The sequence below is a fragment of the Fictibacillus iocasae genome (assembly GCF_042665465.1).
GTDB lineage: Bacteria > Bacillota > Bacilli > Bacillales > Fictibacillaceae > Fictibacillus > Fictibacillus iocasae.
In genome coordinates this window covers 30,459-51,938 of the sequence record NZ_JBHTCP010000045.1, presented here as the reverse complement: position 1 = coordinate 51,938, position 21,480 = coordinate 30,459, and the positions used below count along the sequence as shown (strand labels likewise).

The following is a 21,480-nucleotide window of genomic DNA, read 5'->3' as shown; positions in this document are numbered from 1 at the left end:
GAGAGAACCATCACCGGCTGAAAGTGGTTCATGAAAAAACTTGTCCGAAGTGCACCTCGGAGTCCCGTGCTGAAGGTAACAGTAGGCCGGGCGACTGCTTCGCGTTAAGAAGCTTAGAAAGCGGACGGGAATCTATATAGTTACTCAACTGACCCGTCAAACAGAGTGGAACCGCGCATAAAGCGTCTCTGTGTCATATGGCACAGGGGCGTTTTTTATTTGTATGAAACACTTCTTCAAGAAACGGTCGTTATTTCATTCGAACTAGAAGTATCCTTTTAAAAGCTAGCTTAAAGAATGGGCTTGAAAAGACTCCTGAAAAAAAGTTGATTGTGGTGAAAGGTGCCGGCCGCCCAGTGGAAAGCGTGCATCTGTAACGGAAATCAACTACAGCGTTGCTTCATTTTTAGATTCGACATAAAGGCGGTGAGCAAAATGTTTAAAGCGATGAAAGAGGATATCCATGTGATATTTGAGAATGACCCGGCGGCACGCGGCGTGCTGGAGGTTGTGCTGACATATGCCGGACTGCATGCGCTATGGGCACACCGTATCGCCCACGCGCTGTTTCGCAACAAATGGTTTTTCCTTGCCCGGGCGGTGTCGCAGATCAGCCGCTTTTTTACCGGGATCGAGATCCATCCGGGAGCCCAGATCGGACGGCGGTTCTTCATTGACCACGGTATGGGTGTGGTGATTGGGGAAACCTGTATTATCGGGGACAACGTCACGATCTATCAGGGCGTAACATTGGGTGGTACAGGTAAGGAAAAAGGGAAGCGGCATCCGACGATCGAGGACAACGCCTTGATCGCGACGGGTGCGAAAGTGCTCGGAAACATCACGATTGGCAGAAACTCCAAAGTGGGAGCAGGATCCGTCGTGCTGCAGGATGTGCCGCCAAACTCGACCGTTGTCGGCATTCCGGGACGTGTGAAAATACAAGACGGTGTGAAGCTGGGCAATGAGCTTGACCACCGCAACCTGCCAGACCCCGTGGCCGATAAATTCCGGGAGCTGCAAGGTGAATTAACAAGGCTAAGTGAAGAGATACAAAGACTAAAAGAAGGAAGTGAAACGCGGTGAGTTTAGTCATTTATAATACATTATCCCGCCAGAAAGAGCCGTTCATCCCGCTAGAAGAAGGCAAAGTGAGAATGTACGTGTGCGGTCCGACCGTCTATAACTACATCCATATCGGAAATGCACGCCCGGCGATCGTGTTTGATACAGTACGGCGATATTTGCAATACAGCGGCTATGAAGTGAAGTTCATCTCCAATTTTACGGATGTGGATGACAAGCTGATCCGCGTGGCGAATGAAACGGGCTCTGATGTTCCGACGGTCGCCCAGAAATTCATTGATGCGTACCATGAAGATACATGCGCGCTCGGCGTTCAAAAGGCAGATCATCACCCTCGCGTGATGGAAACGATGCCTGAAATCATTGATTTTATCCAAAAGCTGATTGAAAAAGGGTTCGCGTACGAAGCGGGCGGCGACGTCTATTATAAGACCCGTGAGTTTAAAGGCTACGGCAAGCTGTCACATCAGTCGATCGATGACCTTCGTGTCGGTGCTCGTATTGAAGTAGGCGAGAAAAAGAGTGATCCGCTCGATTTCGCGCTATGGAAAGCGGCGAAAGAGGGCGAAATCTCGTGGGATAGCCCATGGGGCAAAGGCCGCCCAGGCTGGCATATCGAGTGCTCAGCGATGGCGAAAAAGTATCTTGGCGACTCGATCGACATTCACGGCGGCGGTCAGGATCTGGCATTCCCGCATCATGAAAACGAAATCGCTCAGTCTGAAGCACTGAACGAGGAACCGATGGCTAAGTATTGGATGCATAACGGGTATATTAACATTAACAACGAAAAAATGTCGAAATCACTCGGCAACTTTGTTCTTGTGAATGATATGGTGAAGGAGCTCGATCCGCAAGTTATCCGTTTCTTCATGCTTGCGGTTCATTACCGCAACCCGATTAACTTCTCAAAAGAACTGCTCGAATCGGCTGAGGCAGGATTGAACCGCATTCGTACAGCATTTGAGAACGTGGGGCACCGTTTAACGGTAACGGCTGGTCTCGGTGAAGACGCAAATAACTGGCTGGAGAAGACAGCATCCTTTAAGGAGCGATTCAAACAGGCGATGGATGATGACTTTAACACTGCGAACGCCATTTCTGTCATGTTTGATGCAGCGAAAGAGGCAAACGTCTACTTGCAGGAAGAAAATGTGGCAGAATCTGTTCTGACATCGTTTTTAGACATACTCGAGGAAATGGCGGGCGTTCTCGGTCTTACGTTGAAAAAAGAAGCAGAACTTCTTGATGCGGATATCGATGCTCTTATCCAAGAGCGAAACGAAGCAAGAAAGCAGCGTAACTTCGCACGTGCCGACGAAATCCGTGATCAGCTAAAAAGTCAGAACATTATTTTAGAGGATACCGCGCAAGGTGTGCGCTGGAAACGGGTATAGCGATGCCAGATCTAAAGCCCAATGATGTCAAACAGCTGAGCGGCATGACCCTCGCCTATATGGGTGATGCTGTAATGGAGCAGTACGTGAGGGAGCACTTGATCATGAGCGGCCAGGTGAAGCCGAATATGCTTCACCGGCTCGCGACTTCTCACGTTTCGGCAAAGTCACAGGCGAAACTGCTCATGCTGCTGATGGAACAGAACTTTTTTACAGAAGAAGAACAAGCGGTCATCCGCCGCGGGCGCAATGCCAACCAAGGGTCCGTTCCGAAAAACACGGACATCCATACGTACCGGCACGCAACCGCACTAGAAGCGATCATCGGATTTTTATATTTATCAAAAAATGAAAAAAGGCTGGACGAGCTGATGCAGCGCATTTTCGGACAGCAGGAAAGCGGCAAGGAGGACAAGCAATCATGAGTGAGAACGAAGAGTTTATTATCGGGAGAAATCCTGTACTGGAAACATTGCGGTCAGGCCGTGAGATCAATAAGATATTTGTAGGAGAGGGTTCACAGAAAGGCCCTGTCAGCCAGGTGATACATCTGGCGAAAAAGAACAACGTGCTCGTCAGCTTCGTACCGAAGCAAAAGCTGGACCTGCTCAGTGACGGAGGAAACCATCAAGGGGTTATCGCCGCCGTCGCAGCATACGAATATGCGGACATTGAAGATTTATTCAAGCGCGCAGAAGAACGAAACGAAGAACCGTTCTTCCTCATACTGGATGAAATCGAGGATCCTCATAACCTCGGCTCCATCATCCGGACAGCTGACGCAGTAGGGGCGCATGGCGTCATCATCCCCAAAAGACGCGCGGTCGGACTGACAGCAGCGGTCGCAAAGGCTTCCACTGGCGCCATTGAATACATTCCGGTCGTTCGCGTGACAAACATCGTTCAAACAATGAATGAACTGAAAGAGCGCGGCATCTGGTTTGCTGGCGCAGATATGAAAGGAAAAGAGGATTACAGGCAGGCGAAATGGGATCTTCCTTTAGGGCTTGTCATCGGAAGTGAAGGAAAGGGAATCGGCCGACTGGTCAAAGACACTTGTGATTTCCTCGTCCAGCTTCCTATGGAAGGAAAGGTTACCTCGCTTAACGCTTCTGTAGCAGCCGGACTGCTCATGTACGAAGTGTACCGCAGCCGCCATCCTTTATCGGTGTAATGAAAACCATTCATATCCTCATTGTTGACGGATATAACATCATCGGAGCGTGGCCGGAACTGCGAGACCTGAAGAACATAGATTTCGAGAAAGCGCGCCACCTCCTGATTGAAAAAATGGCAGAGTATAAAGGCGTCAGCGGTGACCGTGTAATCATCGTGTTCGACGCCCATCTCTCTCCAGGCATGGAAAAGAAAACAAAGCGCCATCAGGTAGAAGTCATTTATACGAGAGAAAATGAAACAGCGGATGAGCGAATTGAGCGGATGATCGCCGAACTAAAAGCGGTCAACACCGTTATCTCTGTGGCAACATCTGATTCTGCGGAGCAGTGGGCCATCTTTGGGAAAGGCGCACTAAGAAAATCCGCCCGCGAGCTTAAGCGGGAGATGGAGCAGGTAGAAAAGCAGATTCAGAAATCAGTAGCGGAGACGAAGCCGAAAAAAGGTGCCTCCTCTATTTTTTTAACCGATGAAGTTGCGGTAATTTTCGAAAAATGGCGAAGAGGCGAAAAATAAGCAATCTTGACGCATCTTTTCATTCCATTGTATAATATTTCTATATTTTGCCGGTTAAACCTGGTCGGGGGGATTGTACGCATGATCAATCTCATGGAAGCGGAAATACAGGATTACGAGCATATGGAAGACGAAAACCTTGTGGAGCTCATGCACAAGGGAGACAGCGGTGCGCTGGAGTTTTTGATTAACAAATACAAGAACTTTGTGCGCGCGAAGGCAAGGTCCTATTTCCTGATCGGTGCCGACCGTGAGGACATCATACAAGAGGGCATGATCGGCTTATACAAAGCGATCCGGGATTTTAAAGAGGACAAGCTTTCTTCCTTCAAGGCATTTGCCGAACTGTGCATCACGAGGCAGATGATCACCGCCATTAAGACAGCGACAAGGCAGAAACACATCCCTTTAAACTCATACGTGTCATTGGACAAGCCTATCTATGACGAAGAATCCGACCGCACTCTTTTGGATGTGATCTGTGGAACAAAGGTAACAGACCCTGAAGAGCTGATCATCAACCAGGAAGAATTTGATGACATCGAGCTGAAGATGGGCGAGATATTAAGTGACCTCGAGCGCAAAGTCTTAATGCTTTATTTAGACGGGCGCTCCTATCAAGAAATATCCGTCGATCTCGACAGGCATGTAAAATCCATCGACAACGCCCTTCAACGGGTAAAACGAAAACTCGAACGCTACCTGGAGCTTCGAGAAATCACGAGCTGATTCGAATGAACGTCATTCGGGTTGGCTTTTTTGTTGGCTCGACTGGAGGCTCATTGTTTCTTGGCGGAGATAGTGCGAACATGTTCTTCGAAGCTAACCTGAGGTCAGGTACCGAGATTATGACCTTCGGTATAATGAACACCGTTATCGGTACCGGACCCCACTGTGGGTCGCAGTGAAGCAAAAGCGGTTTTGTTTTTTTATGGTGTTTTGTCTACTTCCGTTTTTTCAGGGTTGACAAGGCTTCATTGACAACCCCCATGCCCTGTGATAATGTGATAAAAGTAATAATCTATCGTGGAGAAGTGGGTTTATGATGAAGGGTGCTCAACTATGAGGAAAAAAGTATCTTTAGCCTGCGAACAATGCTCGAATCGTAATTATACAACCATGAAAAACCAGCAAAGTCAGCCGGAGCGGCTGCAGGTCAAGAAATTCTGTAGCTATTGTAATGCCCACACGAACCACAAGGAAACGAAGTGACGGCTGTTGCAGGCCGTTTTTAAATAGCATGCGATATTTACATGGGGGTTTAATCAATGGCGGATGTTGCAGAAAAAACAAAAAAGTCTCCTGGTAAGTTTTTCTCTGACGTAAGCAAGGAAATGAAGAAGGTTACATGGCCGAAGCGCAAGGAAGTTGTTAAATATACGACAGTTGTTATATCAACTGTTGTTGTGATGGCAATTTTCTTTTGGGCTGTCGATCTTGGCATTTCAAAGCTTGTAGAATTAATTCTAGGTTAGATCAAGCTTATCATGGTTAAAATGGCTAGAGTATATCCATTTTAGGAGGGAAAGGACACGGTCCCATCGTTATGGAAAAGAATTGGTATGTTGTTCATACGTATTCCGGGTATGAAAACAAAGTAAAGGCGAACTTGGAAAAACGTCTTGAGTCAATGGGGATGACCGATAAGATTTTTCGTGTGCTTGTTCCTGTAGAGGAAGAAACAGAAACGAAAAACGGCAAAACTAAGACGAGCATGAAGAAAGTATTTCCAGGGTACGTTCTGACGGAAATGATTATGACAGATGATTCTTGGTATGTTGTCCGCAACACGCCGGGAGTTACAGGGTTTGTTGGATCCGCTGGCGCGGGAAGCAAGCCGACTGCGCTTCTTCCTGAAGAAGTGGAGCACATTCTTAAAGGCATGGGCTTGGAAGAGCCTCGTGTTGAGGTGGACTTCGAAATTAAGGAGTCTGTCCGCGTGAAGGAAGGTCCTTTTGCTGACTTTGTTGGCTCGATTGAAGAGATCGACATGACAAGAAGAAAGCTGAAGGTCCACGTTAACATGTTCGGCCGTGAAACCCCGGTTGAGCTCGACTTTGATCAAGTCAACAAGATCTAAAAGAAGATCTATTTTAAAAAGACTTGATATCAGCATGGAAAAGTGATAGAATTTTTTATGTTTGATATTTCTAAACAACGGCTTTCTCTCTCGCGATAAGAGGGGAAGCGTATTTTTGAGTGGGAGGGTTTCGGCCCAATTACCACATCACGGACTTAAGGAGGTGTGTCGCGTGGCTAAAAAGGTTATTAAAATGGTGAAGTTGCAAATCCCTGCTGGTAAAGCTAACCCAGCTCCACCGGTTGGTCCTGCACTAGGACAAGCGGGTGTTAACATCATGGGATTCTGTAAAGAATTCAACGCTCGTACTGCTGATCAAGCTGGTCTAATTATTCCGGTTGAAATCACGGTTTTTGAAGACCGTTCATTTACATTCATCACAAAAACTCCTCCAGCTGCTGTTCTTTTGAAAGTTGCTGCAGGAATCGAGTCTGGTTCTGGTGAGCCAAACAAGAAAAAAGTTGCTACTGTGAAGCGTGATAAAGTTCGCGAAATCGCAGAGTCAAAAATGCCTGATCTAAACGCTGCCAGCGTCGAAGCTGCGATGCGCATGGTTGAAGGTACAGCGCGCAGCATGGGAATCGTTATCGAAGACTAATCCCGTGTGAGCAAGATGAATGAAACAGAGGTTGCGAGTAAAAGGATAATATCCTGCCGTCATCAAGACGGTTCGCAACCTTTATTAGTGAGTAAAAGTGAAAACTTCTATTCACGAACTGCCAGCCTAGGCTCGCAGACAAGTGGGAGGAATATCCGCTAAACCACAAAGGAGGAAATTAACAATGGCTAAAAAGAGCAAGAAGTACCAAGAAGCGGCTAAATTAGTAGACCGCACAAAAGCATACGATTCAAACGAAGCGATCGAGCTTGTAAAAAAAGCAGCATCTGCTAAGTTTGATGAGTCTGTAGAAGTAGCTGTACGCCTTGGCGTAGACACGAAGAAAGCTGACCAGCAAGTTCGTGGAGCAGTTGTGCTTCCGAACGGAACAGGTAAGACTCAGCGTGTCCTAGTATTCGCAAAAGGTGAAAAAGCGAAAGAAGCAGAAGCAGCTGGAGCAGATCACGTTGGAGATTCTGATTACATCAACAAGATTCAGCAAGGCTGGTTCGAGTTTGACGTAATCGTTGCAACTCCAGACATGATGGCTGAAGTTGGTAAGCTTGGACGTGTTTTAGGACCAAAAGGCTTAATGCCAAACCCTAAGACAGGTACAGTAACATTTGATGTTACAAAAGCTGTTAATGAAATCAAAGCTGGTAAAGTTGAGTACCGTGTTGACAAGACTGGTAACGTTCACGTTCCAATCGGAAAAGTTTCTTTCGAAGCTGAAAAGCTTTCTGAGAACCTTAACACAATCATCGATACTTTACTTAAAGTGAAGCCTGCTGCAGCGAAAGGTACTTACCTTAAGAACGTAGCAATCTCTTCTACAATGGGTCCTGGCGTAAAAGTTAACCCATCTACATTTTCTGTAAAGCGATAGTTGACAACCGGTTTTCAAACCGTTATAGTATATAATGTTGTAACCAAATACGCATCGTACTTACCGTAGACAGCAGGGGCTTAGCGCTTAATCATCCTGCCGAGGTTGTAGTATCGAAAAGCATATCACGCGTACTCGTGCGCCGATGTTATTTTTGAAACTTACGCCTCCGTGTCTTTCGGGACACGGAGGCTTTTTAAATGCCAACTACGGTCTGATGCATCACTAATACAGGAGGTGTAAGGATGAGCAGCATTCTAGAAACGAAAAAGGAACTAGTGTCCGTGATCGCTGGCAAGCTTAGCGAGAGCAAATCAACAATCGTTGTTGACTACCGCGGACTAAACGTAGCACAAGTGACTGAACTTCGTAAGCAATTGCGCGAAGCTGGCATTGAGTACAAAGTTTACAAGAACTCAATGACTGCACGTGCAGCTGAGCAAGCTGGCTTGGGTGAACTTTCCCAGCACCTTACAGGCCCTACAGCAATCGCGTTCTCTAACGACGATGTAGTAGCACCTGCTAAGATCATTAACAGCTTTGCGAAAGCAAACGAAGCGCTTGAAATCAAAGCTGGTGTTATCGAAGGACAAATCGCATCTGTTGAAGAAGTTAAGGCACTTGCCGAGCTTCCATCACGCGAAGGACTTCTTTCTATGGTACTCAGCGTGCTTCAAGCACCTATCCGCAACTTTGCGTTGGCTACTAAGGCAGTTGCAGAGCAAAAAGAACAACAAGGCGCGTAAGCCTTACCCAAAACTAAACTTTACCTAATATAAGGAGGAAATTAAAATGTCTAAAGAACAAATCATTGAAAGCCTAAAAACAATGACAGTTTTAGAACTTAACGATCTTGTAAAAGCAATCGAAGAAGAATTCGGTGTTACTGCTGCTGCTCCTGTAGCTGCTGCTGGTGCTGCTGCTGGTGAAGCTGCTGCTGAAAAGACTGAGTTTGATGTAGTTCTTGCTAACGCTGGAGCTTCAAAAATCAAAGTTATCAAGGTAGTTCGTGAGCTTACAGGTCTTGGACTTAAAGAAGCTAAAGAACTAGTTGACGGCGCTCCTGGAACAGTTAAAGAAGGCGTTAACAAAGAAGAAGCTGAAGAAATCAAAGCTAAGCTTGAAGAAGTTGGAGCTTCTGTAGAAGTTAAGTAATTTTAAACAAAAAAAGGTTCGCCTCAGGCGGGCCTTTTTATTCGTTAAGGCAGTAAATTAAGTGGAGTATTTGAAGATGGGTTGGTTTGGGTACTTGGACTTGGTGTGGCGAACATGTTCTTCGAGGTTTTCAAACATCTGGGGTCCGGTACCGAGATGGTGGTTTTGGCTATTGGACTTGGTGTGGCGAACATGTTCTTTGAGGTTTTCAAACATCTGGGGTCCGGTACCGAGATGATGACCTTCGGTATCATCGAAACCCATTATCGGTACCGGACCCCACTGCGGGACGCGGGGATGCTAAAGATGGTTTGGCTTCTTGGCGTTGTTTGAGCGAACATTAATAGCTACTAAGATGCTGGTTTAGGTTCTTGGACTTGGTGTGGCAAACATGTTCTTCGAGGTTTTTAAACATCTGGGGTCCGGTACCGAGATGATGACCTTCGGTATCATCGAAACCCGTTATCGGTACCGGACCCCACTGCGGGACGCGGAGATGCTAAAGATGGTTTGGCTTCTTGGTGTTGTTAGTGCGAACATGGATAGTTGCTAAGGTGCTTTTTGGTTTTGACTCTTAGACCTGATTTTGTGAACATTTCCTTAGGTATTTCGACATCCCATGTCTGATACCGAGATCTGTTTGTGAAGGCTTGCGCCTTTTAGTTCATCTTTGAATTCTTCTTTGATAAGGGTGATCGGAGTGAAAGGTGCCGACTCCTGCGGGACGAGTGGGAAGGTGAGACCCTTCAATGGCGCGTGCGACGAAGGGGCTCACCTCCCGCCCCGCGGAAAGCGTGCACCTGTAACGCAGATCAACCCCATCTTCGATTCCTGAAAAATGCTTCATGTCTCAAACCTGCAAATGCAGGACACACTTGTAACATCCTTTAGTAGAGGAGCAGTAAAATGAGTGGACATTATTATTCTGAAAAACCCGAAGTAGAGAGCAGCCGCCAGACTTGGAATTTTGAGCTTAAGGGGCATACCTACCGTTTCACGACGGACCGCGGTGTTTTCTCGAAGAAAGAAGTGGACTTCGGCAGCCGTGTGCTGATTGATGTGTTCACTGCGCCGGATGTCGAAGGTGATTATGCGGATGTCGGTTGCGGCTACGGGCCGATTGGTTTATCGCTCGCAAAAGCGGAGCCTGCACGCAAAGTGGTCATGGTGGATGTGAACGAGCGTGCGCTTGATCTGGCTTTGCTGAATGCGGCGAACAATGGTGTTTCGAATGTTTCTATTAAAAAGAGCAGTCTTCTGGAGCAGGTGGAGGATGGGCTTGCGTGTGTGATCAGCAATCCGCCGATCAGGGCGGGGAAGAAGGTTGTGCATGAGCTTTTTGAGCAGGCGTATGAGAAGCTTAAGCCTGGTGGAGAGCTTTGGATCGTGATCCAAAAGAAGCAAGGGGCGCCTTCTGCGCTTGAAAAAATAGATTCTTTATTCGGGAATAGTGAAGTAGTGGAAAAGAAAAAAGGATATTATATTATCATGGCACAGAAAAATCAATAAAAAAATATTTGACGCGTGTTTTTCCCTATGATAATATTATAAAATGCCAATGAATTCGCATTTTGGCGCCCATTTTTTCGTGGTGGGCGTATAAACGTTGATAAATCAAGGTTTTATGTATAATATGCGGCTGTTTTGGACAAAATAATAGAATCGGCTTTGCCGGTGAAAATTGCGGTTTTTTCTTGAAAACCCTTTTTCTTTTTGTCTTTAGACATTTTCATGCTAGAGTGCAAGGTTTAAGAACACACGAAAAAAACGCTGGATTTGAGGGGTGAATCAGTTGACAGGTCAACTAGTTCAGTTTGGACGCCACCGCCAACGAAGAAGTTATGCAAGGATCAGCGAAGTGCTTGAATTGCCGAATCTTATCGAAATTCAAACCGCTTCCTATCAATGGTTTCTTGATGAGGGGTTACGTGAAATGTTTCATGACATTTCGCCGATTGAAGATTTTACAGGAAACCTTGTTTTAGAGTTCATTGATTACAGTCTTGGTGAGCCGAAATATCCTGTAGAAGAATCAAAAGAGCGTGATGTAACTTACGCTGCTCCGCTTCGCGTGAAAGTGCGCCTTATTAATAAGGAAACTGGCGAAGTAAAAGAGCAAGAAGTATTCATGGGAGATTTCCCGTTGATGACAGACACAGGAACATTTGTGATCAACGGCGCTGAGCGTGTAATCGTATCACAGCTCGTTCGTTCACCAAGTGTTTACTATAGCGAGAAGATCGACAAGAACGGTAAAAAAGGTTTTACCGCTACTGTCATTCCAAACCGCGGTGCTTGGCTAGAGTTTGAAACGGATGCCAAGGACGTAGTTTACGTGCGTATCGACCGCACAAGAAAGATTCCAATCACTGTATTGCTTCGTGCATTAGGGTTTGGCTCTGATCAAGAAATCATCGATCTCCTTGGAGAGGATGAGTACCTGCGCAACACGCTTGATAAAGATAATACAGAAGGCACTGAAAAAGCGCTTCTCGAAATCTATGAGCGTCTGCGCCCTGGTGAGCCTCCTACGGTGGAGAACGCTAAAAGTTTGTTAGAGTCTCGTTTCTTTGATCCGAAACGATATGACCTGGCAAGCGTTGGGCGTTACAAAATCAACAAAAAGCTTCATATTAAAAACCGTTTGTTCAACCAAAGACTGGCTGAATCTATTGCGAATCCTGAGACAGGTGAAGTGGTAGCAGAAGCGGGTACGTTGCTTGACCGCCGTACGCTTGATAAGATCCTTCCTTTCTTAGAAGAAGGTGCAGGCTACAAAACGGTAACGCCTGCTGGCGGAGTGGCTGAAGATGAGGATATTCCTTTGCAGTCTATCAGCATCTACGCTCCTGATGATCAGGAAGGCGAGAAAGTGATCAAAGTAATCGGAAACGGCAATGTAGAGAAAGACGTGAAGAACATCACGGTTTCTGACATTATCGCTTCAATCAATTACTTCTTTAACTTGCTTCACTCTGTAGGGAACACGGACGACATCGATCACCTCGGTAACCGACGTCTTCGTTCTGTTGGGGAGCTGCTTCAGAACCAGTTCCGCATCGGTCTTTCCCGTATGGAGCGTGTTGTACGCGAACGTATGTCCATCCAGGACACGAACGCGATCACACCTCAGGCTCTTATCAACATCCGCCCAGTTATTGCGGCGATTAAAGAGTTCTTTGGAAGCTCTCAGCTGTCACAGTTCATGGATCAGACGAATCCGCTTGCTGAATTGACGCACAAGCGCCGTCTATCTGCCCTCGGGCCCGGCGGTCTGACGCGTGAGCGCGCAGGCTTCGAAGTTCGTGACGTTCACTACTCTCACTATGGGCGTATGTGTCCGATCGAAACGCCGGAAGGTCCGAACATCGGTTTGATCAACTCACTATCCAGCTATGCGAAGGTGAACGAGTACGGATTCATCGAGACTCCATACCGCCGCGTTGACCCGGATACAGGGAAAGTAACTGGACAGATCGATTACTTGACGGCTGATGAGGAAGATAACTATGTAGTGGCACAGGCGAACTCGCTTCTTAATGAAGACGGATCGTTCACGAAGGAAGATATTATTGCTCGTTTCCGTGGAGATAACACGGTGATGAAGCGCGATAAGATCGACTATATGGACGTATCGCCGAAACAAGTCGTTTCTGCCGCAACAGCTTGTATCCCGTTCTTGGAAAATGACGACTCCAACCGTGCCCTCATGGGTGCGAACATGCAGCGTCAGGCCGTGCCATTGCTCGTGCCTGAATCGCCGATCGTCGGAACAGGAATGGAGCACGTTTCAGCGAAGGATTCCGGAGCTGCTGTTATTAACAAGCACGAAGGAATCGTTGAGCGCGTTACTGCGAAACAAGTTCAAGTCCGCCGTATTTCTGTCGTTGATGGAAAAGAAGTACGAGGCGACCTTGATAAATATAACCTGCTTAAATTCATCCGTTCCAACCAAGGAACATGCTACAACCAGCGTCCGATTGTCTCTAAAGGCGACCGCGTGACGAAGGGCGAGATCCTCGCTGACGGACCTTCCATGGAAAAGGGCGAATTGGCTCTTGGAAGAAACGTTCTTGTCGCATTCATGACCTGGGAAGGGTACAACTATGAGGATGCCGTCATCATGAGCGAGCGCCTTGTAAAGGATGATGTGTACACGTCGATTCATATTGAAGAATATGAGTCAGAAGCGCGTGACACGAAGCTTGGACCAGAAGAAATCACACGTGATATCCCGAACGTCGGTGAGGATGCGCTTCGCAACCTTGACGAGCGCGGAATTATCCGTGTCGGTGCCGAAGTAAAAGACGGCGATATTCTCGTAGGTAAAGTAACGCCTAAAGGTGTAACGGAGCTTACAGCGGAAGAGCGCCTGCTACATGCCATATTCGGTGAAAAAGCACGTGAAGTGCGTGATACCTCTCTACGTGTTCCTCACGGCGGAGACGGCATCATCCTGGATGTGAAAGTCTTTAACCGTGAAGACGGCGACGAGCTTCCTCCAGGTGTGAATCAGCTTGTCCGCGCGTACATCGTGCAAAAGCGTAAGATTCACGAAGGTGACAAAATGGCCGGACGTCACGGTAACAAAGGGGTTATCTCCCGCATCATGCCGGAAGAAGACATGCCTTACCTGCCTGACGGAACGCCAGTTGACATCATGCTTAACCCGCTCGGTGTACCATCTCGTATGAACATCGGACAGGTGCTGGAGCTTCACCTTGGAATGGCTGCCCGCCAGCTTGGCATCCACGTTGCGACACCGGTATTTGACGGAGCGCGCGAGGAAGATGTGTGGGGCACGATTGAAGAAGCCGGAATGGCGCGCGACGGTAAGACGGTCCTTTATGACGGACGCACAGGTGTTCCGTTTGATAACCGCGTATCAGTCGGTGTCATGTACATGATCAAGCTTGCCCACATGGTTGACGATAAGCTTCACGCTCGTTCAACAGGGCCATACTCACTTGTTACCCAGCAGCCTCTTGGAGGTAAAGCGCAGTTCGGTGGACAGCGTTTCGGGGAGATGGAAGTATGGGCGCTTGAAGCATACGGCGCTGCCTACACGCTTCAGGAAATCCTCACAGTCAAGTCCGATGACGTTGTCGGCCGTGTGAAGACGTACGAAGCCATCGTAAAAGGCGAGAATGTTCCGGAGCCAGGTGTTCCTGAATCATTCAAAGTATTGATTAAAGAGCTTCAGTCTCTCGGTATGGACGTGAAGATCCTTTCCGGAGATGATCAAGAGATCGAAATGCGCGAGCTTGATGATGAAGATGATCAGGCGAACGAGAAACTTAACCTTAATTTAGAGTCATACACCGTTAATGAATAAACGAGGATATCAAAAGGGAGGTACGCTCCTTGATAGACGTAAATAATTTTGAGTATATGAAAATCGGCTTAGCTTCGCCTGATAAGATCCGCTCATGGTCCAGAGGGGAAGTCAAAAAGCCTGAAACGATTAACTACCGTACATTAAAGCCTGAAAAAGACGGCTTGTTCTGTGAACGAATCTTCGGACCAACGAAGGATTGGGAATGCCACTGCGGCAAGTACAAGCGTGTCCGTTATAAGGGCGTTGTCTGTGACCGCTGTGGTGTTGAAGTAACAAGAGCGAAAGTTCGACGTGACCGCATGGGTCACATCGAGCTTGCTGCTCCTGTATCCCACATTTGGTACTTCAAAGGTATCCCAAGCCGCATGGGTCTTGTCCTTGACATGTCTCCGCGCGCACTTGAGGAAATCATTTATTTTGCTTCTTACGTTGTAACCGATCAAGGGGAAACTCCGCTTGAGAAGAAACAGCTGCTTTCTGAAAAAGAGTACCGTGCCTACCGTGAGAAATACGGCAAAGGCTTCACGGCTCAAATGGGAGCAGAAGCGATCAAGCGTCTTTTAGAGGACATCGATCTTGAAAAAGACGTTACTCAGCTAAAAGAAGAGCTGAAAACAGCACAAGGCCAGCGTCGTACACGTGCGATCAAGCGTCTAGAAGTGCTCGAAGCGTTCCGTCATTCCGGTAACCACCCGGATTGGATGATCCTCGACGTGCTTCCGGTTATTCCACCGGAACTTCGCCCAATGGTTCAGCTCGACGGAGGACGTTTCGCGACTTCTGATTTGAACGACTTGTACCGCCGTGTTATCAACCGTAACAACCGTTTGAAGCGTCTGCTTGATCTTGGCGCGCCAAACATCATCGTACAGAACGAAAAGCGTATGCTTCAAGAAGCTGTCGATGCGTTGATCGATAACGGCCGCCGCGGCCGTCCGGTAACGGGTCCTGGTAACCGTCCGCTTAAATCCCTTTCACACATGCTGAAAGGTAAGCAAGGACGTTTCCGTCAAAACCTTCTTGGTAAGCGTGTTGACTACTCTGGACGTTCGGTTATCGTCGTAGGACCTAACCTAAAAATGTATCAGTGCGGACTTCCGAAAGAAATGGCGCTTGAGCTGTTCAAGCCTTTCGTTATGAAAGAGCTCGTTTCTAAAGGACTTGCACACAACATCAAGAGTGCGAAGCGCAAAGTTGAACGCGTTCAGCCAGAGGTATGGGATGTACTTGAGGAAGTCATCCGCGAGCACCCAGTCCTTCTGAACCGTGCACCAACGCTTCACAGACTTGGAATTCAGGCGTTCGAACCGACACTTGTTGAAGGTCGTGCGATCCGTCTTCACCCGCTCGTATGTACGGCATACAACGCGGACTTTGACGGTGACCAGATGGCTGTTCACGTACCGCTATCAGCTGAAGCACAAGCTGAAGCACGCATCTTGATGCTTGCTGCACAAAACATTCTGAACCCGAAAGACGGTAAGCCAGTCGTTACGCCTTCACAGGATATGGTATTAGGTAACTACTACCTGACGATGGAACGTGCCGGTGCGATCGGTGAAGGATCTGTCTTTAAGGATGCAAGCGAAGCGATCGTCGCTTATGAAAATGGATTCGTCCACCTTCATACGCGTATCGCGGTTATGGTTTCAAGCCTTAACAAGCCTTCATTCAAGCCAGAGCAGCAAGACCAGCTTCTCATCACAACAGTAGGTAAGCTATTGTTCAATGAGATCATGCCAGAATCGTTCCCTTACATTAACGAGCCGACGACAACAAACCTTCAGGTGGAAACTCCGGCTAAATACTTCCTTGAAAAAGGCGCTAATGTAAAAGAAGAAATCGCGAAACGTGAAGAGGTTACACCGTTTAAGAAGGGGATCCTCGGAAAAGTCATCGCTGAGATCTTCAAACGTTTCAAAATTACCGAAACATCCAAAATGCTTGACCGCATGAAGGAACTCGGTTTCAAATATTCGACTCGCGCTGGTATCACGATCGGTGTTTCCGACATCGTCGTATTACCGGAAAAACAAGAAATTCTTGTTAAAGCGGAAGAAAAAGTTGCGACAGTTATGAAGCAGTTCCGCCGCGGTTTGATCACAGAAGACGAGCGTTACGAGCGCGTTATCAACATCTGGAGTGTAACGAAGGATGAAATTCAGGCGAAGCTCATGCTTACCCTTGATAAACGTAACCCGATCTTCATGATGTCAGACTCCGGAGCGCGTGGTAACGCGTCCAACTTTACACAGCTAGCGGGTATGCGCGGACTCATGGCCAACCCGGCTGGTAAGATCATCGAGCTTCCAATCAAATCTTCCTTCCGTGAAGGTCTGACGGTACTCGAGTACTTTATCTCCACTCACGGTGCGCGTAAAGGTCTAGCCGATACAGCCCTTAAAACAGCTGACTCAGGTTACCTCACTCGCCGTCTCGTAGACGTTGCACAGGATGTTATCGTCCGTGAAAAAGACTGCGGAACCGACCGTGGACTGAAAGTAGCTGCCATTAAAGAAGGAAATGAGATCATCGAGCCGCTTAACGAGCGTTTGATCGGACGTACCGTTTTCAAAACGTTGTACCACCCGGAAACAAACGAAGTGATTGTTGGCAAAAACGAGCTCATTACGGAAGACCTGGCACTTGCAATTGAAGAGATGGGCATTAAGGAAGTTCATATCCGCTCTGTCTTCACTTGTGATACACGCCATGGTGTTTGTAAAATGTGCTACGGACGCAACCTGGCAACAGGTTCGGACGTTGAAGTGGGCGAGGCCGTTGGTATCATCGCTGCTCAATCGATCGGGGAACCAGGAACACAGCTTACCATGCGTACGTTCCATACCGGCGGTGTAGCAGGAGACGATATCACACAAGGTCTTCCGCGTATCCAGGAATTGTTCGAGGCGCGTAACCCGAAAGGTCAGGCCGTTATTTCTGAAGTCGAAGGAACCGTAATTCAGGTTAATGAAGCGAAAGAAAAGCGTGAAGTCCTTGTTCAGGGTGAAATCGAGACAAGAACATACGTGATCCCTTACGGAGCCCGTATTAAAGTCGTGGAAGGCGATGCTGTTGTAGCTGGCCAGGTTCTTACTGAAGGTTCGATCGATCCGAAAGAACTGATCAAAGTAAGAGGTGCGGAAGGCGTTCAGGAATATCTCCTTCGCGAAGTACAAAAGGTATACCGTATGCAAGGGGTAGAAATCGGCGATAAGCACGTTGAAGTAATGGTCCGCCAGATGCTTCGCAAAGTGCGCATTATCGATGCTGGAGATACAGAAGTGCTTCCAGGCGCCCTTATGGATATCCATGCGTTCACAGATGCCAACCGCAAAGTCTTGCTTGACGGCGGAACACCTGCGACAGGACGTCCAGTATTGCTCGGTATTACAAAAGCTTCCCTTGAAACAGAGTCATTCCTTTCTGCTGCATCGTTCCAGGAGACAACTCGTGTCCTTACTGATGCTGCGATCAAAGGTAAGCGCGACGAGCTTCTTGGCCTCAAGGAGAACGTTATTATCGGTAAGCTGATCCCGGCTGGTACGGGTATGACACGCTACCGCAACATCGGCGTCAATTCCCCTGCTGTAGCAGAAGATGAGAACGCTGAGAAAGAAGCGCAAGAACTGCTCGTTTCACAAGAATAGGTGTTGACATTGGGAGTGCATCGATGCTATGATTATCGATGTGCTCCTAAGAATGTTGCTTTGGAGGATATTCGTATGTCTTATGAAAAAGTAACTCAAGCTTCAGAAATTATCGTAGGTACGAAGCAAACCATCAAGGCTTTGCAAAACGGAGAAGTGAAAGAGCTCATCGTAGCCGAAGATGCTGACCGGAGAGTAACCAATAAGGTTTTATTGATTGCCGAAGAGAAGCACGTTCCGATTGTGCAGGTTGATTCGATGAAAAAGCTTGGAAAAGCTTGCGGTATCGATGTAGGAGCTGCAACTGTTGCGATAAAAGGATAAAATAATACGTTTTTGCGAGGGCAAGCTCCTGGCTTCTCCCGCAAAAACTTTCTTTTGTCCGAAAAATGAACCACCTGGATGGGTGGTACTACAAACCGAGGAAGGAGGAAACAAAATGCCAACTATTAACCAACTCGTTCGTAAAGGCCGTGAGTCTAAGATCAAAAAGTCTGACTCTCCAGCTTTGAACAAAGGTTACAACAGCTTCGTTAAGTCACAAACTAACGTTTCATCTCCACAAAAGCGTGGTGTATGTACGCGTGTAGGTACAATGACTCCAAAGAAGCCGAACTCAGCACTACGTAAGTATGCGCGTGTTCGTTTGACTAACCAGATCGAGGTAACAGCTTACATCCCAGGTATCGGCCACAACCTTCAAGAGCACAGTGTTGTTCTTATCCGTGGTGGACGTGTAAAGGACTTACCAGGGGTACGTTACCACATCGTTCGTGGTGCGCTTGACACAGCTGGTGTTAACAACCGTATGCAAGGTCGTTCCAAGTATGGAACAAAGCGTCCTAAAGCGCCTAAGAAGTAATCAAACAATCGCATGAACAAATACACACAATTTTAGGAAGGAGGGGACCACATGCCACGTAAAGGACCTGTAACTCGTCGTGATGTGCTGCCTGATCCAATTTACAAGTCAAAGCTTGTAACTCGTCTAATCAACAAAATTATGGTTGACGGTAAAAGAGGAGTAGCACAAACAATTTTGTACAACGCGTTCGAACTCATTAAGGACCGCACTGGAAACGACCCTATGGAAGTTTTCGAACAGGCTCTTAAGAACATTATGCCAGTTCTTGAAGTTCGCGCTCGCCGTGTAGGTGGAGCTAACTATCAAGTACCGGTTGAAGTTCGCCCAGAACGTCGTACGACTCTTGGACTTCGTTACCTTACAAACTACTCACGCCTTCGCGGAGAAAAGACAATGGAAGAACGTCTTGCTTACGAAATCATGGATGCTGCTAACAACACTGGTGCATCTGTTAAGAAGCGTGAAGATATGCACAAAATGGCTGAAGCCAACAAAGCTTTCGCTCACTACCGCTGGTAGGATCACTTTAGAGACAGTTCTTGGACTGTCTCTAAAACCACATAAAAATTTATTCCTAGGCATAGGAAGGAGAGAATTTCATGGCAAGAGAATTCTCCTTAAAAAATACGCGTAATATCGGGATCATGGCTCACATCGATGCTGGTAAAACGACAACTACTGAACGTGTACTTTACTACACGGGCCGTATCCACAAAATTGGTGAAACGCACGAAGGTGCATCACAAATGGACTGGATGGAGCAGGAACAAGAGCGCGGAATCACAATCACTTCCGCTGCGACAACTGCTCAATGGAGAGATCACCGTATCAACATCATCGATACTCCAGGTCACGTAGACTTCACAGTTGAAGTAGAACGTTCATTGCGTGTATTAGACGGAGCGGTTGCACTACTTGATGCTCAATCAGGTGTAGAACCACAAACAGAAACAGTATGGCGTCAAGCGACAACATACGGCGTTCCACGTGTAGTATTCGTAAACAAAATGGACAAGATCGGTGCGGACTTCCTTTACTCTGTAAAGACAATCCACGACCGTCTTGGTGCCAACGCTCACCCGATCCAATTACCGATCGGTGCTGAAGACCAGTTCGAAGCGATCATCGACCTAGTTGAAATGAACGCTGTATTCTACGGAAACGACCTCGGTACGGATATCGAAGTTCGCGAAATTCCGGAAGAGCACAAAGAATTGGCTGAAGAATACCGCAACAAGCTAATTGAAGCGGTAGCTGAGCTTGATGAAGAAATGATGATGAAGTACTTAGAAGGCGAAGAAATCACGAAGGAAGAGCTTAAAGCAGGAATCCGTAAAGGTACTTGTAACGTTGAGTTCTACCCTGTAACATGTGGTTCTGCATTCAAGAACAAAGGTGTTCAGCTTATGCTAGACGCAGTTCTTGATTACCTTCCATCGCCGGTTGACGTACCAGCGATCAAAGGTACACTTCCAGATTCAGAAGAAGAAGTAACTCGTGAGTCAAGTGACGAAGCTCCATTCTCAGCACTTGCATTCAAAGTTATGACTGACCCATATGTTGGTAAGTTAACATTCTTCCGTGTGTACTCTGGTACATTGAACTCTGGATCATACGTTCAGAACTCTACAAAAGGAAAGCGCGAGCGCGTAGGACGTATCCTGCAAATGCACGCTAACTCACGTGAAGAGATCTCGATCGTATACGCTGGAGATATCGCAGCTGCTGTAGGTCTTAAAGATACTACAACTGGTGACACTCTTTGTGACGAGAAGAACCTTGTTATTCTTGAATCAATGGTATTCCCAGAGCCGGTTATCTCACTATCTATCGAGCCGAAGTCTAAAGCAGACCAAGACAAGATGGGTATGGCTCTTTCTAAGCTTGCTGAAGAAGATCCAACATTCCGTACGGAAACTAACGAAGAAACTGGACAAACGATCATCGCAGGTATGGGTGAGCTTCACCTTGATATCCTTGTTGACCGTATGCGCCGCGAATTCAAGGTAGAAGCTAACGTGGGTGCTCCACAGGTAGCATACCGTGAAACAATTCGCCAGGCTGCTAAAGTTGAAGGTAAATTCGTTCGTCAATCCGGTGGACGCGGTCAGTACGGCCACGTTTGGGTTGAATTCGAGCCAGGTGAAGAAGGATCTGGATTCGTATTTGAAAACAAAATCGTTGGTGGGGCAGTTCCTCGTGAATACATCCCTGCTGTACAAGCTGGTATCGAAGAGTCAATGAAAAACGGTATGCTTGCAGGCTTCCCATTATTGGACCTTAAAGCCCGTATCGTTGACGGATCATACCACGATGTTGACTCCAACGAAATGGCGTTCAAAATTGCCGGTTCAATGGCACTTAAAAACGCTAAATCAAAATGTGACCCTGCCATTCTAGAGCCGATCATGAAAGTTGAAGTAACGGTTCCTGAAGAGTACATGGGAGACATCATGGGTGACGTTACTTCTCGCCGTGGACGCGTAGAAGGTATGGAAGCTCGCGGTAACGCACAAATCGTTAAAGCGATGGTTCCGCTATCTGAAATGTTCGGATACGCAACTAGCTTGCGTTCACGTACACAAGGACGCGGTACGTACTCTATGCACTTCGACCACTACGAAGAAGTACCAAAGTCAATCTCTGAAGAAATCATCAAGAAATCAACTGGTCAATAATTGAACGAGTTGGTTGTCATGACTTCGTTTTTACTGTAATCTAAAATAGGCAAGA

At 47.2% G+C, this 21,480-nt stretch carries 20 protein-coding genes and 1 other annotated feature; all 20 genes read left to right on the top strand.

Annotation, left to right across the window (positions count from 1 at the left end; genetic code table 11):
- Window positions 1-435 precede the first annotated feature (435 nt).
- The 20 genes from cysE (at window position 436) to fusA (ending at window position 21,425) form a co-directional block, all read left to right on the top strand.
- Window positions 436-1,086 (top strand): serine O-acetyltransferase, encoded by a 651-nt coding sequence (cysE, locus tag ACFQPF_RS13460; RefSeq protein WP_379750244.1) that lies wholly within the window; start codon window positions 436-438, stop codon window positions 1,084-1,086.
- On the top strand, window positions 1,083-2,483 hold the full coding sequence (gene cysS / locus ACFQPF_RS13455; RefSeq protein WP_379750243.1) for a cysteine--tRNA ligase: 1,401 nt from the start codon (window positions 1,083-1,085) through the stop codon (window positions 2,481-2,483). Before cysE ends, cysS begins: the two co-directional genes overlap by 4 nt.
- 2 nt (window positions 2,484-2,485) lie before the next feature.
- Window positions 2,486-2,908 carry a Mini-ribonuclease 3 gene (locus tag ACFQPF_RS13450; RefSeq protein WP_379750242.1) on the top strand — a complete coding sequence of 141 codons (423 nt, stop codon included), beginning with the start codon at window positions 2,486-2,488 and terminating at the stop codon, window positions 2,906-2,908.
- Window positions 2,905-3,657, top strand: coding sequence for a 23S rRNA (guanosine(2251)-2'-O)-methyltransferase RlmB (gene rlmB, locus ACFQPF_RS13445; protein ID WP_379750241.1), 753 nt, complete (start codon window positions 2,905-2,907; stop codon window positions 3,655-3,657). Before ACFQPF_RS13450 ends, rlmB begins: the two co-directional genes overlap by 4 nt.
- Window positions 3,658-3,665: 8 nt before the next feature.
- The gene (locus ACFQPF_RS13440; RefSeq protein WP_379750257.1) at window positions 3,666-4,175 is read left to right on the top strand and encodes an NYN domain-containing protein; all 510 of its coding nucleotides are present in this window, start codon (window positions 3,666-3,668) and stop codon (window positions 4,173-4,175) included.
- 81 nt (window positions 4,176-4,256) lie between these two features.
- A complete protein-coding gene (gene sigH, locus ACFQPF_RS13435) occupies window positions 4,257-4,904 on the top strand; it encodes an RNA polymerase sporulation sigma factor SigH (protein WP_379750240.1) in 648 nt (215 codons plus the stop codon).
- 333 nt (window positions 4,905-5,237) lie between these two features.
- Window positions 5,238-5,387 (top strand): 50S ribosomal protein L33, encoded by a 150-nt coding sequence (rpmG, locus tag ACFQPF_RS13430; RefSeq protein ID WP_094253209.1) that lies wholly within the window; start codon window positions 5,238-5,240, stop codon window positions 5,385-5,387.
- Window positions 5,388-5,443: 56 nt separating this feature from the next.
- Window positions 5,444-5,650, top strand: a complete 207-nt coding sequence (secE, locus tag ACFQPF_RS13425; RefSeq protein WP_379750239.1) for a preprotein translocase subunit SecE — start codon at window positions 5,444-5,446, stop codon at window positions 5,648-5,650.
- Between the two features lie 71 nt (window positions 5,651-5,721).
- Window positions 5,722-6,255: a transcription termination/antitermination protein NusG gene (nusG, locus tag ACFQPF_RS13420; protein ID WP_379750238.1), complete on the top strand. Its 534-nt coding sequence runs from the start codon at window positions 5,722-5,724 to the stop codon at window positions 6,253-6,255.
- Between the two features lie 172 nt (window positions 6,256-6,427).
- Window positions 6,428-6,853 carry a 50S ribosomal protein L11 gene (gene rplK / locus ACFQPF_RS13415; RefSeq protein WP_165766865.1) on the top strand — a complete coding sequence of 142 codons (426 nt, stop codon included), beginning with the start codon at window positions 6,428-6,430 and terminating at the stop codon, window positions 6,851-6,853.
- Between the two features lie 184 nt (window positions 6,854-7,037).
- Window positions 7,038-7,739, top strand: coding sequence for a 50S ribosomal protein L1 (gene rplA, locus ACFQPF_RS13410; protein ID WP_379750237.1), 702 nt, complete (start codon window positions 7,038-7,040; stop codon window positions 7,737-7,739).
- Window positions 7,740-7,784: 45 nt separating this feature from the next.
- Window positions 7,785-7,947 (top strand) — a sequence feature (ribosomal protein L10 leader region).
- 37 nt (window positions 7,948-7,984) lie between these two features.
- Window positions 7,985-8,485: a 50S ribosomal protein L10 gene (rplJ, locus tag ACFQPF_RS13405; RefSeq protein WP_379750236.1), complete on the top strand. Its 501-nt coding sequence runs from the start codon at window positions 7,985-7,987 to the stop codon at window positions 8,483-8,485.
- A gap of 46 nt (window positions 8,486-8,531) precedes the next feature.
- A complete protein-coding gene (gene rplL / locus ACFQPF_RS13400; RefSeq protein ID WP_379750235.1) occupies window positions 8,532-8,894 on the top strand; it encodes a 50S ribosomal protein L7/L12 in 363 nt (120 codons plus the stop codon).
- 906 nt (window positions 8,895-9,800) lie between these two features.
- Window positions 9,801-10,403: a class I SAM-dependent methyltransferase gene (locus ACFQPF_RS13395; RefSeq protein WP_379750234.1), complete on the top strand. Its 603-nt coding sequence runs from the start codon at window positions 9,801-9,803 to the stop codon at window positions 10,401-10,403.
- 283 nt (window positions 10,404-10,686) lie between these two features.
- Window positions 10,687-14,229: a DNA-directed RNA polymerase subunit beta gene (rpoB, locus tag ACFQPF_RS13390; RefSeq protein WP_379750233.1), complete on the top strand. Its 3,543-nt coding sequence runs from the start codon at window positions 10,687-10,689 to the stop codon at window positions 14,227-14,229.
- A gap of 29 nt (window positions 14,230-14,258) precedes the next feature.
- Window positions 14,259-17,882 carry a DNA-directed RNA polymerase subunit beta' gene (rpoC, locus tag ACFQPF_RS13385; RefSeq protein ID WP_379750232.1) on the top strand — a complete coding sequence of 1,208 codons (3,624 nt, stop codon included), beginning with the start codon at window positions 14,259-14,261 and terminating at the stop codon, window positions 17,880-17,882.
- 75 nt (window positions 17,883-17,957) lie between these two features.
- Window positions 17,958-18,206, top strand: a complete 249-nt coding sequence (locus tag ACFQPF_RS13380) for a 50S ribosomal protein L7ae-like protein (protein WP_094253199.1) — start codon at window positions 17,958-17,960, stop codon at window positions 18,204-18,206.
- A gap of 115 nt (window positions 18,207-18,321) precedes the next feature.
- On the top strand, window positions 18,322-18,744 hold the full coding sequence (gene rpsL, locus ACFQPF_RS13375) for a 30S ribosomal protein S12 (RefSeq protein WP_094253198.1): 423 nt from the start codon (window positions 18,322-18,324) through the stop codon (window positions 18,742-18,744).
- 51 nt (window positions 18,745-18,795) lie between these two features.
- Complete coding sequence (gene rpsG / locus ACFQPF_RS13370) at window positions 18,796-19,266, top strand: 30S ribosomal protein S7 (protein ID WP_379750231.1); 471 nt, start codon at window positions 18,796-18,798, stop codon at window positions 19,264-19,266.
- 80 nt (window positions 19,267-19,346) lie between these two features.
- A complete protein-coding gene (gene fusA / locus ACFQPF_RS13365; RefSeq protein WP_379750230.1) occupies window positions 19,347-21,425 on the top strand; it encodes an elongation factor G in 2,079 nt (692 codons plus the stop codon).
- Window positions 21,426-21,480 lie beyond the last annotated feature (55 nt).

What these genes read in the sequence shown, in the direction of transcription:
- cysE (WP_379750244.1), top strand. Translation starts at nt 436, where the DNA reads ATGTTTAAAGCGATGAAAGAGGATATCCATGTGATATTTGAGAATGAC.
- ACFQPF_RS13450 (WP_379750242.1), top strand. Translation starts at nt 2,486, where the DNA reads ATGCCAGATCTAAAGCCCAATGATGTCAAACAGCTGAGCGGCATGACC.
- rlmB (WP_379750241.1), top strand. Translation starts at nt 2,905, where the DNA reads ATGAGTGAGAACGAAGAGTTTATTATCGGGAGAAATCCTGTACTGGAA.
- sigH (WP_379750240.1), top strand. Translation starts at nt 4,257, where the DNA reads ATGATCAATCTCATGGAAGCGGAAATACAGGATTACGAGCATATGGAA.
- rpmG (WP_094253209.1), top strand. Translation starts at nt 5,238, where the DNA reads ATGAGGAAAAAAGTATCTTTAGCCTGCGAACAATGCTCGAATCGTAAT.
- secE (WP_379750239.1), top strand. Translation starts at nt 5,444, where the DNA reads ATGGCGGATGTTGCAGAAAAAACAAAAAAGTCTCCTGGTAAGTTTTTC.
- nusG (WP_379750238.1), top strand. Translation starts at nt 5,722, where the DNA reads ATGGAAAAGAATTGGTATGTTGTTCATACGTATTCCGGGTATGAAAAC.
- rplA (WP_379750237.1), top strand. Translation starts at nt 7,038, where the DNA reads ATGGCTAAAAAGAGCAAGAAGTACCAAGAAGCGGCTAAATTAGTAGAC.
- rplJ (WP_379750236.1), top strand. Translation starts at nt 7,985, where the DNA reads ATGAGCAGCATTCTAGAAACGAAAAAGGAACTAGTGTCCGTGATCGCT.
- rplL (WP_379750235.1), top strand. Translation starts at nt 8,532, where the DNA reads ATGTCTAAAGAACAAATCATTGAAAGCCTAAAAACAATGACAGTTTTA.
- ACFQPF_RS13395 (WP_379750234.1), top strand. Translation starts at nt 9,801, where the DNA reads ATGAGTGGACATTATTATTCTGAAAAACCCGAAGTAGAGAGCAGCCGC.
- ACFQPF_RS13380 (WP_094253199.1), top strand. Translation starts at nt 17,958, where the DNA reads ATGTCTTATGAAAAAGTAACTCAAGCTTCAGAAATTATCGTAGGTACG.
- rpsL (WP_094253198.1), top strand. Translation starts at nt 18,322, where the DNA reads ATGCCAACTATTAACCAACTCGTTCGTAAAGGCCGTGAGTCTAAGATC.
- rpsG (WP_379750231.1), top strand. Translation starts at nt 18,796, where the DNA reads ATGCCACGTAAAGGACCTGTAACTCGTCGTGATGTGCTGCCTGATCCA.
- fusA (WP_379750230.1), top strand. Translation starts at nt 19,347, where the DNA reads ATGGCAAGAGAATTCTCCTTAAAAAATACGCGTAATATCGGGATCATG.